General features: G+C 58.7%; 8 protein-coding genes. 3 read left to right on the top strand and 5 right to left on the bottom strand.

What is annotated here, in order from left to right; translation table 11 throughout:
• Positions 1-2: 2 nt before the first annotated feature.
• Complete coding sequence (locus tag AC1AWK_RS06830) at positions 3-1,490, top strand: ABC transporter permease (protein ID WP_476569240.1); 1,488 nt, start codon at positions 3-5, stop codon at positions 1,488-1,490.
• Between the two features lies 1 nt (position 1,491).
• Positions 1,492-2,817: an ATP-binding cassette domain-containing protein gene (locus AC1AWK_RS06825; RefSeq protein ID WP_476569238.1), complete on the top strand. Its 1,326-nt coding sequence runs from the start codon at positions 1,492-1,494 to the stop codon at positions 2,815-2,817.
• 320 nt (positions 2,818-3,137) lie between these two features.
• Here the strand turns inward: AC1AWK_RS06825 and AC1AWK_RS06820 are convergent, their stop codons facing one another.
• The 5 genes from AC1AWK_RS06820 to AC1AWK_RS06800 form a co-directional block, all read right to left on the bottom strand.
• Positions 3,138-4,862, bottom strand: coding sequence for an ABC transporter family substrate-binding protein (locus AC1AWK_RS06820; RefSeq protein ID WP_476569236.1), 1,725 nt, complete (start codon positions 4,860-4,862; stop codon positions 3,138-3,140).
• A gap of 197 nt (positions 4,863-5,059) precedes the next feature.
• Positions 5,060-7,162, bottom strand: coding sequence for a dipeptide ABC transporter ATP-binding protein (locus AC1AWK_RS06815; protein WP_476569680.1), 2,103 nt, complete (start codon positions 7,160-7,162; stop codon positions 5,060-5,062).
• Positions 7,163-7,326: 164 nt separating this feature from the next.
• Positions 7,327-8,316, bottom strand: a complete 990-nt coding sequence (locus AC1AWK_RS06810; protein ID WP_476569234.1) for an ABC transporter permease — start codon at positions 8,314-8,316, stop codon at positions 7,327-7,329.
• Between the two features lie 15 nt (positions 8,317-8,331).
• Entirely contained in the window at positions 8,332-9,315 is a 984-nt protein-coding gene (locus AC1AWK_RS06805) for an ABC transporter permease (RefSeq protein ID WP_476569232.1), read from the bottom strand.
• Positions 9,316-9,716: 401 nt separating this feature from the next.
• Complete coding sequence (locus AC1AWK_RS06800) at positions 9,717-11,486, bottom strand: glycoside hydrolase family 13 protein (protein ID WP_476569230.1); 1,770 nt, start codon at positions 11,484-11,486, stop codon at positions 9,717-9,719.
• Positions 11,487-11,831: 345 nt separating this feature from the next.
• On the opposite strand from AC1AWK_RS06800, the gene AC1AWK_RS06795 reads away from it, so the two are divergent.
• Entirely contained in the window at positions 11,832-12,899 is a 1,068-nt protein-coding gene (locus AC1AWK_RS06795; RefSeq protein ID WP_476569228.1) for a LacI family DNA-binding transcriptional regulator, read from the top strand.
• Positions 12,900-13,630 lie beyond the last annotated feature (731 nt).

The raw sequence follows: 13,630 nt of genomic DNA, 5'->3' as shown, positions 1-13,630 counted from the left end.
GCATGTTTGTGATGACAAACGCTTGGGGCACGGTTGCCCGCCATCGCTGGCGCGCCACCGGCACCGTACTCGTTGCCCTCGTTGCCACTGTTGGATCGATATTTGGCATGGCAGTACTTCACGAACGGTCGCTGGCCGTGGGCAGTGACTATGACGCCCTCGCCCCGAACGCGGTAATCCGCCCGACGCAGACCACTTTGGCCAAGCGCGACGGCGCTGACGCGAACTGGACGAAGCAGTATCTTTCTTGGGACGACTACACCAAGTATGCCACCGCGATGCAAAACAAGGGACTGCAATTTGACTATACGCTGGCGGAATCCGTACCCGTTCGCGCAACCGGTGATTTGCATGCGGTTACCACCTCACACACCACGGAAGCCGACGCGGAGAGCACCGGCGGTGACTTTACGCTGCGCGCCTTCTATACGCTGGACGCGGCTCATGAAAACGAGTTTGGGCGCTATCGCATCGTTTCAGGCAAGCATTTGCGCTACAACGGCGCAAACGCCAAAAATGGTGCGCTGATTTCGCAAGAACTGGCCGATGCCAACCATCTCAAGGTCGGCGATTCCCTGACGGTTGGGCACCCTACCAATCCCGACACAACCATCAATTTAACCGTGCGCGGCATTTACGAATACACCGGCAGCGCACCGGCCGGCTACGGCAATGATGCAAAATACGCCAAAGACAACCGCAACAATGCTATTTACGTGACGTATTACACGTTTGGTTCCAACATGTTGGATGCTGCGGATGCCAGCGGGTGGGCGATTCCCGATCTCAACATCATATTCAAGCTCAGCAGCCCCACACAATACGACACCATGGTTAAGGCCGTGACGAAGGCAAAGCTTCCCAAGACTCACGAAGTGACCTCGCCGGTGATTAACCGATACGAGACATCCATTCAACCGTTGAACCAGCTCGCCGACGCCACTCGCATCGCGCTGATCACTTTGTGGATTGTTGCGGGCATACTGCTGCTCATCCTCGTCACGCTGGCGTTGCGCGGGCGCACCGAAGAGCTTGCCTTCGGGCTTATGGTCGGCGCTTCTCGAGCTCGCCTGGGATGGCAGATGATGTTGGAAGTATGGATGCTCACCATCCCGGCGTTGGCCGTGGGCACCGCACTTGGCGCATGGACTGCAGGCCCGCTTGGATCGGCGCTCACGCACGGTCACGCCACTGCGGCTACCGGCGCTTTGGTCGGCAAAACCGTACTGTACGGATTGGGCGTATGCCTGGTGTTGGCACTGATCGCATTGATGCGCGCGCTGATGATGCGCGACGCGACGGTATTCGCACCGAGGGATGCGGCATTGAATGCCCTGGACAGCGAAACCGACGGTATCAACGCCGGTGAACCTACCGATATTGATACCAAGCCAACAGATGAAACGACATATGAACACCGCGACGACAACGCAACCAACGATGCTGACGATACCGTCGGCAACATCGTCAGCGAGCACGAGGAGGACTGATATGAGCGAGCATGACACTACGGCCACCGGCAACGACAACGAACCGCTCGACGACGTCGAGATGACAAACGCCGCCGAACATATCGATCCTACCGAAGATGGCGTGGATGACCACGAGACTGTTGACTCCGACACCACCGTTGACGCCGACAACTCGGACCATGCAGACGGCGATGAAGACGACGGCACTACCACCGATGCATCACCTGCCGACGCACTGACGTTCAGCATTGTGTTCGATGACGACATCGACGCCGATACGTCGTTGCCCGACGATCAAGGACCGGTAAACGGCGAAGATTGGAGCGACGACTGGACGGATGATTGGAATTCCGCATCGCCGGAAGTCGAGTCAGCCACGGATGCCGAGGGTGACGGCTCCGCCGAAACTGCCGATGATGCCGACGCTTCGCAGGACGATGACACCGTTGTTCCGGCCGTGGATGAAACCATTGTGCAAGCGGCCACCCGTCATGTGGATGCTGTCTACGATGCAGCCGCTACAACGTCGGATGATGCCGTCGCAGACTCCAATACCACCACCGATGATACGGACGACACTCATAATGCGGGCAGCGCAGTGGCATCAGCGGCGAATACGGCTTCTTCGCACATCGACCGTAAGCTGCGAGGACGAGACGACCTATCGCTGCTCAAGGTGTATCCAACGTTTTCCATGCAGGATGTCACCGTGTCAAACCCCAAAACCGGGCGCGATACGCTCGACCACATCACGATGGCATGTTACGACGGCGCCACGCACGCCCTGCTCGTAGACCGCAACGATACGGAATGCCATACCACGTTGATGCAAGTGGTGTCAGGCCTGCGTCTTCCCACCTCCGGCACGGTGAGATACCGCAGTGCCGACCTCCATGAGCTGGAGCCGATCACCGCTCGAGGGCACCGACTCGGCATCGTTCCGCAGCGGTATGCGGTGCGCGGCGACCTCACGCCAATCGACAATCTGGTCATGGCCATGGACGCATCCAACCGTTCTTTCATCAAGCCCAAACGAACGCTTGCCCGCGAACTTCTTGAACGCGTAGGATTCACCACCGACGACATCGACACCTTCGCGCACACACTGACCCGCGACCTCAGCGACGTCGAACAACGTCGCGTAGCATTGGCTCGCGCATTGTCCTGCGATGCCGAAGTCATTATCGCGGATGAGCCGACCGCCGGACTCAATCCTGCCGACGCGGCCGCCATCCAAAACTTGCTGCTGTCCCTCGCGGACGCAGCCAGCAAACGCTGCGTGATCATCGTCACCTGCGACGAGCATATCGCCGACGCCTGCAACGACGTCACCGAACTGTATTAATCGCACTGCATAAGCATATAAGCGGGGAGCGCGACTCATGCTCAAAGTCACGCTCCCCGCTTGTTTTTGGTGTTGGCCGGAATGCCCGCACGAAAAAGGAGAAACGAAAACGTGCGCGTCATCCCCGCCAAGTCTTGTATTTTGGCTCTGCGGCAGCCCTGCAGTACATGCCATCCGGGCTGCCGACAGTTTTGGCAGCGGAGGCCGTTTGGAAGCGACCGCATCTTGGCGGCGGTCGCCAAATGTGACGGCGGCAGCGGCGGAGGCTGCGGTCAGCCCCACAGCCACAAGCCGCCCAGCCACAAGCCGCCGACCGCGGCTTACTTCTGCCAGCCGATGTTCACCGGATCCATGCTTTCAAAACCAGCCGGACCCCAGTTCGCCAGGCCAGCCTTCACCGCATAGAATGCCGGCGGAGTGCTCAGCGGCACCGTGCCATACAGCTCCAGCGCAGCCTTCTCCGCCTTATTCGCAGCCTTCACGGCCTTGTTCTGATCCTCAATCGTGCCGGGAACCGCCACCAGCTTGTCCACCTCATCGCTGCCCACATAGGTGTAGTTCGATTCAGACTTCGAGCCATACAGCTGGGACATGTTCAGCTGGCCGAACGGGCTGGTCGCCTGCCACGACATGGGCAGCACATCGTAGTCGCCACTCGTCACCGTCGTCGCAAACTTGGAGGTGTCGCGGTTATCAAGCGTCACCTTGATGCCAGCCGTCTTCATCATCTGCTGATACGCCTTGGCCATGGCCGTGCCGGTAGCCGCATCGCCGAAATAGGTGTAGCGGATATCCAGCGTCTTGCCGTCCTTCGCATAGTAGCCGTCGTCGCCCTTCTTGTAGCCGGCGGACTCCAGCAACTTCTGCGCAGCGTCGACATCCACCTTGCGGGCGGCTTCCGGACGATTGTCCTCATAGCCTTCCTGGAACACAGGGAACACTTCGGAACCAGGCGCGGACGCCTTCCAATTCAGACCCTGGTACAGCACCTCGATGATTGTGTCCGTATCCAGCGCTTCGGTGATGGCCTGACGTACCTTGATGTCCTTGAGTGCACCGGACTTACCGTTATAGGTCAGCACGTTGGTGTTGAGGCTGTAGCCCAAGCGGATCTGGATGTTCTTCGTATCCTTCACCGTCTGCAGGCTGTTGTTGCTGGAGAAGCTCACCGAGTCGATCTCGCCGTTCTTGAAGGCGTTGAGCTGCGCGGTGTCCTCCATGTATTTGTAAGTTACCTTCTCCAGTTTTGGCGTGTCTCCCCACCAGTTCTCATTACGCACAAAGACCGCTCCGTTTTCATCGGCGCTTTCCACCTTGAACGGGCCGGCGGCCCACTCGTTGTGTGGATTGTCAACCCAACCCTGCGTGAAGGTCTTCGGGTCGGTGGCCTCCGGGCTGTACAGTGTGGTGAACACGCTCTGCCATGGATAATACGGCGTGCTGTACGTCACCACAGCCTGCTTGGCGTTCTCGCCTTCCGTAACGCTCTTGATGGACGAATAGCCGTCAGTCATCGGCGGATTATATTCCGGATTGGTGCCGTTGCACACTTCCCACGTTGACTTGAACGCCGTCCAATCAATCTCCTTGCCGTCGTTCCACTTGGCATCCGGATTGATGGTGTATACGACGGTCAGCGGATCCTCGCTCGTCACCTTGGCGTCGGTGATGTAATCCTTATTGAAGGACATGTTGCCCTTGACGTCGAACTTCAGCAGCTGCGGCATGTACCACTGCCATAGCTCCCCCATATAGCCGGTGTTGCCGTCCACGCTGAACATATTCCAATTCGGCGTGTAAGTAGTGGCCAACGTCAACGTGCCGCCATCCTTGACATTGTCACGGTCCTGCGGATTGTTATACGCCTTGTCCTTGTCAGGCATGGGGTACGCGCCCTCGTAATCCGCAGGAAAACCGGAAGCCGGTTCGGGAGTTCCCTCGGCCTGTGTGGTTTCGTTCGTGTTGCCGCCGCAACCCGAAAGCAGCATACCCAGCGCCGCTACGGTCGCTCCTGCTGCTGTCAGACGCTTCATGAGCCTCGTCATGGTGTCATCCTCTCTTACTCGTGGCCGTTATGGCCGGTGTGGAATCCGGATAAGCGGCGATATGCCGCCAGTGTTCCGCGCTGCCGCTCCTCCGGAAGAACGGCAGCTTACGCCGGAACACCACAGATATGGTTGACGCACACCGCCCGCCATTGCGGCGGCGGTATCACGCCTTGCGGGGCAGACGTGAGGCCGGCTCAGGCCAGTGCGAAATGGCACGCCACCTTATGGTCGCCTTGCATCTGCGAGACTTGCAATTCGGGGAATTCGCCATCGCACCGCGCACGCTGTTCCTCGCTCAACGTCTGCCGCAACGGGCATCGCGACGCGAACGGACAGCCGGCAATACGCTCCGTCGGGCTGGGCAATTCGCCGTCCAACACCACGCGCTGGCGAGAACGCTCCGCCTCCGGGTCGGGCACCGGCACGGCGCTCAACAGCGCCTGCGTATACGGATGCAGCGGGTTGTCGAACACATCCGACGTATCGCCCTGCTCCACGATGCTGCCCAAGTACATCACCGCGACCCGGCTGGAAATATGGCGAATCACCGACAGGTTGTGTGCTACGAACAGGTAGGCCACGCCCAGCTTGTTCTGCAGATCCTCCAGCAAGTTGATCACGCCCGCCTGAATGGACACATCCAACGCCGACACCGGTTCGTCCAGCAAAACCAACTTGGGATTCACCGCCAACGCGCGGGCGATGGCAATACGCTGACGCTGGCCGCCGGAAAACTGCGTGGGGAAACGATCCACCTGATCGGGGTTCAGCTCGACCAGCCGCATGAGTTCCGCGATACGATTGTTGATCTCCTCCTTGCTGTAATGCAGCACCTTCAACGGCTCCGCCAAAATGTCATACACCGGCAGACGTGGGTCAAGCGAGCTCATCGGATCTTGGAAAATGAACTGCACCTGGCTGTGCAGATCACGGCGCTCCGCGCGACTCATCTTCTCGCCGACGTTACGGTCAAACAAGGTGATGGTTCCCGCCTGCGGACGCTGCAATCCCATAATCTCCAACAATGTGGTGGATTTACCCGATCCGGATTCGCCCACCAGCGCCACCGTCTCGCCTTCACGCACATTCAGCGAGACCTTGTTCACCGCATGCACTTCGCCGATCTTGCGGCGCATCAAGCCGCCGGACGTCAACGGGAATGTCTTGACCAAGCCCTGCACATCCAGCACGGTTTCACGTTTCTCGCGCGGCACGCCCGCAAACTTCGACACCGACGACTCACCCACCGTATACACGTCGGAGAACGTCAACCCACGGTCGAGAATATCCTGCATGCGATGGCACGCCGCAAACTGGCCCTTGCGCCCCGGAACAGCCACAAACTCCGGCTCGCTCGCCAAACATGCTTCGGTAGCCAGTGGGCAACGCGGCGCGAACGGGCAGCCCTGCGGCAAATTCACCAAGTTCATCGGAGCACCCGGAATCGGCACCAAACGGTTGGTTTTCTTACGGTCCGAACGCGGCACCGCGCCCAACAAGCCCATCGTGTACGGCATCACCGGGCGGAAGAAAATATCATCCACCGGCGCACTCTCCACCGGACGGCCGGCATACATGACGATAATGTCATCAGCCGTGCCGGCAATAACACCCAAGTCATGCGTGATGAAAATCAGCGCCGCACCCGTCTCCTGCTGCGCTTTGCGCAACACATCCAACACCTGTGCCTGAATCGTCACATCCAAGGCGGTGGTCGGCTCATCGGCGATAATCACATCCGGATCATTGGCAATCGCCATCGCAATCACCACACGCTGGCGCATACCGCCGGAGAACTGATGCGGATACGCCCTGAGCCGCTCCTCAGCGTTCGGAATACCCACCAACTGCAGCAATTCGATCGAACGAGCCGTAATCTGCTCGGCCGTCATATCAGGATTATGAATGACCAACGCTTCCTTCAACTGATCGCCGATGCTATACACCGGCGTCAGCGCGGACAACGGATCTTGGAACACCATCGCAATGCGGTTGCCGCGCAGCTTGCTCATCTCCTGATCGGTTTTGGTGAGCAGCTCCTCGCCACGGAAACGAATCGAACCCTCGACCTTCGCATTAGGGCTGAGCAGCCCCATCACCGCCATGGACGTGACCGACTTACCCGAACCGGACTCACCCACAATGCCCAGCGTCTGACCGCGCTTCAAGGCGAAACTTACACCGCGCACCGCACGAACCGTGCCCGCTTCGGAGGCAAAGCTCACATGCAGGTCGCGCACATCCAGCACCACATCGCCTTGCTTGGCGATCGAATGGATCATCGCCTCGTCCTGCATAGTCGCCGCCTGCGCGGGAATCGTCTGTCCAGGCGCTGTTTTGACTTTCGTCTTCAACCAACTCATGATTTCTGTTTCCCCTTATTTCTCAACGTGTTTGTCATCGTGCACCGCAACGTATGCCACGCCGTGTCTGCACATTCCTCGCCGTATGGATACGGCCGTCACTCCGCCTTGCCGCCAGAGCGCGAATACGGATCGATGGCGTCTCGCAAACCATCGCCGATGAGCTGCACGGAGAACGTGAGCACAATAAGCGTTACCGCCGGGAAAATCAGCACCCATGGCGCAGTCAGCAATACCGACTGTCCCTCGTTGAGCAGCGTACCCAACGACGTGTCAGGCGCCTTGATGCCCAGGCCAAGGAAGCTCAACGACGTTTCGGAACTCACCGCGCCGACCACGCCCAGCACCGTATTGATAATCAGCACGGAGCCGAGATTGGGGATCAAATGACGAAGAATAATCGTGAACGAACCAACGCCCATGAACTTCGCCGCCTTCACATAATCCAGCTCGCGCAAACTCATCGTCAGCGTGCGCAGCACACGCGCATAGCCAATCCATCCAAAGACGGTAAGGCCAAACGTCAGGCCAAGCCACCCCGAATTGCCACCGGCGGAACGCACGATCATGGCGATAAGCAGGAAGGAAGGAACCACCAGGAGCATGTCCAATATCCACATGCCGACCTTCTCCACCCAACCTTCGAAAAATGCCACGGCCGTGCCGATCACCGCGGCAATTGCCGTCGTACACATTGAGCTCAAGATACCGATGCTCAGCGAGCGCCCCAAACCGCGCACCACCATGGCGTATAAGTCCGAGCCGCCGCTCGTCGTGCCCATCCAGTGCTCGGCGTTCGGAGCGACACCCAATGCGGTGAAGTCCAAATCTTCATAGCTCCACTTGGAGAAATGCGAACCAAACACGGCGAACACGATCAGCACCAGCAGCATCACCAAGCCGAATACCGCCGAAGGACGGCGGAAGAACCGCCGCACATACAAGGTCATGCGCCCGGTGCGCTTGAAGTTGGGGGCAACCGGAGCCGCTTCCGAAGTCGTAGTCACCGAAGAAGTCGCCGTATCCTGCGGCAGTTGCGACGGCCGGTCCGATTGCTGCGCGGCAGTCTGTTGTTTGTTCTGTTCCATTGCCTTACACCACCTTTAGTTCAACCGGATACGCGGATCGAGCCAAGCCGAGAAAATATCGGCCAACAGCGCGCCCGTCAGCGTGCACACGCCGCCGAATGCGGCGATACATACCGCTCCGTTGATATCGTTGTTGGCGATGGTCGTCACAAAATACCGGCCCAGGCCATTGATGGCGAAGATGGTTTCCGTAATCACCGCGCCGGTGAATACGCTGGCGATGGAAAACGCCACATTCACGGTGGTGGGAATCAGGGAAGTGCGCAACGCATGCTTGCGGATCGCCTGGTTCAGCGTCAGGCCCTTGGCACGAGCCGTACGCACGTAATCGGCGTTCATCGTATCCAACAGATACGTACGCTGGGTCAGGTGGTAGCTCACCGCGCCAGGAATCGTAATCACGATGGTGGGCAACACGATGTGCTGCAGGAAGTCCACGAACGCCGCCCACGGGTTCGACCCCTCGTATGAATGCAAACCGGTGACAAAGAACAGGCGCACACCCGTAAGATTGTTCAATGCAATCGCACCGAACACCACAAACAGACCAAACACCGCCGGAGGAATCACCAGGAAGAACGTCGCCACGGCGTTGAGCGCGCGATCCTGCCATTGATACTGCCGGATGGCGGTGTATACACCAATGCTGACGCCGATCAGGATGCCGAGGACCGTGGCGATGGTGACCAGCTGGACGGACGCGGCGATGCGCGACGCCACCGCAGGTCCGACCGGCGATTGGTCGGGAGCCAGACCCCAATCCCATTTAGTGACGATGTTTTTCAGCCAACGAAAATAACGCAGTATCACCGGCGTCTGATCGTTGATGTTCGCGTTGGTCAGCGTACGGTTGATGGATTCGATCGGCGGCTGGGGATGGCGCTGCAGATAGTTCGACCGCGGATCCATGAACGCGCTTGCGAGAAAGTACGTCATGGAGATGGCGACGAACAGCATCACCGCATAGTTGACGATACGTTTGGCGATATATTTGAGCATGGCGTGCGCCTCCGTGCGTCAGATGGTCGGCACGGTGGCTGGGTTTCCCGCTTTCGAGATGCGCTTATTCATGATTCGTTTCCCCTTTCACTCCTGATGAGATTGGAGGAAAACGTATCCCTTATACCACGTAACAATCAACCCATGTTCATATAATGGACAAAAAATATAGGTATCAGCTCATAAAACTTATAACCGATACCGAAAAATACCTTATATTCTCGGGAAAAAACCATGAATATTCCCGGACTAGGCCAACTACATATCGTCAATTATGCTTAATCAAACGTTACAATTGAGTTTTACCACTTGACATATAAATACAACACATGCAAAGAGGCGGCACGCACGCAAAAGGCGACGTCGGAAACCGACGCCGCCCTCCGTTTGCCGTCACATCCTTACAGCTGCACCCAAGCGGTCACATCCTGCGGCAGCTTGCCGTCAGCCGTCAGTTCAACAGACACCAGCAGCACGTCGCCCGCAGGCAAATCCACCGGCTGAGCGCCGAAATTGGTGATGCTCGCCCAACCATTCGAACGGCGATAGGCAATCACGCCACCGCGATGCCCATCGGCGCCATCGCACACCTCGGACGCCTGGTCCTGCGGCAACCACTGCAGCTGCGTGTCAGCAGGCATCAACTCGTGGCGCAACTCCAGCGCCCTGCGATACAAATTCAGCATGGACCGCGGGTCGGCATCCTCCACATCAGCTGCGAACGAGCTATACCAGCGAGGCTGCGGCAAATGCGGCTCATGCGAAGCTTCACCAGCCTGCTCCTGGCTCACGCCCGCCCCCGGGACCTTCACCGCAGGCGAGAATCCGAACGATGCAGCATCCGCGCCAACCCATGGCAACGGCACGCGGCACCCATCACGGCCCTTCTCCTTGTGCGCGCCAGCGCTGGTGACGGCCGTCGGGTCCTCAAGCCGATCCCACGGGATATCCGCCACTTCATACAGGCCCAGCTCTTCGCCTTGATACAGGTACGCCGACCCCGGCAATGCCAGCTCCATCAGAATCGCCGCACGCGCACGCTTAGCGCCAAGCTCGCGGTTCTCCACATACGTCTTGCCATCGCGCAGCAGCCAATCCTTGGCCAACTGATGGTGAGCGCCCTGAGTGTCCATCTGAGGCAAGCCATATCGGCTCGCATGACGCGGCACATCATGATTGCTCATCACCCACGTCGACGTCGAGCCAGAACGCTCGGCAGCCGCCAGCCCTTCTTCAATCGCCGTATGCAAATCGTCGCGCACCCAATCCATCTTGGCGTATTCAAAATTAAACACTTGCCCCAACTCGTCGGCGCCGGCATACAAATACTGACGGTCAGGGTTCACCCACGCTTCCGCCACAGCGAATGCCGGCGGATCGTACTCGTTGAACACCTCGCGCCATTCGCGGTAGATGGCATGCACGTCGTCGCGGTCATACAGCGGGTGGCTGCCGTCGGAAGGCATCCCGCTTTCGGTCACATCCCAGTCGTCGAGGTCATCACGGTCGAGGTCCTTCGCCAAGCCGTGCGCCACGTCGACACGGAAGCCATCGGCGCCGTGGTCCAGCCAAAATCGCAGGGTTTTCTTGAAGTCTTCGCGCACTTCGGGATGGTTCCAATTCCAGTCGGGCTGTTCCACGGTGAACATGTGCAGATACCACTGACCGTCGGGTACGCGCGTCCACGCCGAGCCGCCGAAGCAGGCGGTCCAATTGGTGGGCGGCAGTTCGCCGTGTTCGCCGCGCCCCTCACGGAAGATGTACCGGTCGCGCTCCGGGGAACCGGGTCCCGCCGCTAGCGCCGCCTTGAACCACTCGTGCAAGTTCGACGAATGGTTCGGCACAATATCAACCACCACCTTGATACCGGCCTCATGCGCGGCTTTGGTCAGCGCATCGAAATCCTCCATGGTGCCGAGCTTGGGATCCACGTTGCGGTAGTCGTCCACATCGTAGCCGCCGTCCGCCAACTGCGAAGGATAGAACGGGCTGAGCCAAATGGCATCCACGCCCAGTCGCTTCAAATAGGGCACCTTGGCGGCAACGCCGGCGATATCGCCCAGGCCCGATCCGGTGGAGTCCTTGAAGGAACGCGGATACACCTGATAGACAACCGCCTGCTTCCACCACAGCGAAGGATCGTAAGCGCTATGTTGTTCGGTATTGGTCATGAGCTTCTCCTCGGCTCTGAGTGTTCTCTAACAATGCGCCGCATCGCTTTGTGTGGCAGCGTTTGCATGCCACATCTAGCGCCGTGCGCTTTGCACTGCGGCAAAGTTGTGCAAGACGTCTTCGCCACATCATTCGTGAGTTATGATAGCGCTTTCATTTATGCGACACGCCACTACAGCACGGGAGGGCTATACGCGCAACAACACGCGCCAATAAATCATAACAATCTAGGTATATACGACATATTGACGGCTCCTCTGTCCATGTAAGCGTTATCATATAGGTGAGAGGATGTCGCACCGCCGACGCCAAGCAACCAATACCGACGCAATCGAGGTTCCACCGTGACTGACGACCGCCGTACCCGCGCCACCATCAACGACGTGGCCACGCTGGCCGGCGTGTCCCCCGCCACCGTGTCGCGCGCACTGCGCAACGCCGCCAATGTAAGCCCCTCCACCAAAGAACGGGTTCGCGACGCCGCGGATCAGCTTAACTTTAGCCTTTCCAAAAGCGCGTCCGCCTTGGCCTCCGGCCGCGCGATGCGCATTCTGCTCCTAGTGTCGGGAACACTTAACGGATGGTTCAATGCCAACGTGCTGCAAGGTGTGTACGAAACGCTTACGCCGCAAGGCTACGACGTCATCCCCTCATTCATCACCAACCGCGCACAGCTCGACAGGTATTTCCAAGAGCTGCCCAAGAACCGCAACGCCGACGCCATCATTGTTTCTTCGTTTGAGTTCAGCGAAGCACTCCACGATCAACTGCACGCCATGCACATGCCAGTGGTTGGCTTGGACGCGCCGGCCACCACCGGTTTTGACGCATCAGTGAACGTAGACGATACGGATGGCATGACGCAAGCGCTGCATCTTCTGCAATCGCTCGGGCACGAACGCTGCGTATTCGTGGGCGGCGAAGCACCTGCCGACATGGTGTACAGCACCACAGCGCGAGTTCACGCTTTCCGGGATGCCGCAACCAAACTTCGTATCCCTTCCCATACGCTTACCGCGCGGGGAGACACTACTGCCCTCCTTGCGCGTCAGCTTGCCGCACAGTTGCTCTCCCTATCACCACGACCAACGGGAGTTTGCGCGGAAACCGACGAGTTGGCCGTGGCACTCGTTAAAGAACTCCGCCGCCAACATCTGCGCGTCCCCGACGATTGTTCGATCATCGGATTCGACGACGCCGACATCGCGCATATCGCAGATTTGACAACCATCCGACAAGAACCCTTGACGCTCGGCCGCACCGCCGCAGCCCTCACCCTTGCACTGCTCGAAAGCCGCGATGTTGATGCCCCCCACCAACTGATGCCTACACGACTCATATTGCGCGACACGACTGCGATGTTCGACGCGAAACCGGCTCTCGGAACCAAACAGAACCCTGATAGTGTGTGAAAACATCGCTGTTATGCACGATACCGTGCGTATTGCCACATTCCAGGCGTGAACGTGAACGTGGGTATTGCCCACACCCACGCACACTCCCATCAGCCTCCTGCCAATGGCGCAAACACACACTTTGCCCATTGCGGGCTTCGCCGTACGCGGCCCCACCGCCACACCAACCACACGAACCACACCAAACACATGAACCACGCCAAACACATGAACCACGCCAAACACATGAACCACGCCACCCACACGTAGGTGATCGAACGAAAGTGCGTGCACACACCATCGCCACACCCCACAAAGTGCGCATATACACCATGCGGAGCAGGAAAATGCGTGTCTACCACACTCGTGGAGCCTCGAAACGGTTCCCACGGATGGCACAAACACACACTTTCCGACCTAGACCCGAAAAAGGCCCGGGGATCACCACCCACCAATGGCGCAAACACACACTTTCCGAAAACAGCGCCAAACCAACCCACCAAAACCAACCACTACGGATGGCGCAAACACACACTGTGCCAATACGACCACCGGATGGAAACGGCCATCGGATAAGACCAACCAGCGGACCCCACTACCGGACAACCCCCACCAACCAACGCCCCCACCGACGGATTGAACCGGCCAGCAGACGACTCCAACCGGCGGACGCAAACCACCAACATCCATACCCCACCGGATACGCAAAGGGAGCGGGCCCATCACCCGCTCCCTTTTTCCCAGCCGTC

It is taken from the genome of Bifidobacterium sp. LH_491 (assembly GCF_056356495.1).
This window is presented reverse-complemented; position numbering and strand designations above follow the sequence as displayed.

Coding starts and splice junctions, on each gene's coding strand:
- AC1AWK_RS06830 (WP_476569240.1), top strand. CDS start 3: ATGTTTGTGATGACAAACGCTTGGGGCACGGTTGCCCGCCATCGCTGG.
- AC1AWK_RS06825 (WP_476569238.1), top strand. CDS start 1,492: ATGAGCGAGCATGACACTACGGCCACCGGCAACGACAACGAACCGCTC.
- AC1AWK_RS06820 (WP_476569236.1), bottom strand. CDS start 4,862: ATGACGAGGCTCATGAAGCGTCTGACAGCAGCAGGAGCGACCGTAGCG.
- AC1AWK_RS06815 (WP_476569680.1), bottom strand. CDS start 7,162: ATGCAGGACGAGGCGATGATCCATTCGATCGCCAAGCAAGGCGATGTG.
- AC1AWK_RS06810 (WP_476569234.1), bottom strand. CDS start 8,316: ATGGAACAGAACAAACAACAGACTGCCGCGCAGCAATCGGACCGGCCG.
- AC1AWK_RS06805 (WP_476569232.1), bottom strand. CDS start 9,315: ATGCTCAAATATATCGCCAAACGTATCGTCAACTATGCGGTGATGCTG.
- AC1AWK_RS06800 (WP_476569230.1), bottom strand. CDS start 11,486: ATGACCAATACCGAACAACATAGCGCTTACGATCCTTCGCTGTGGTGG.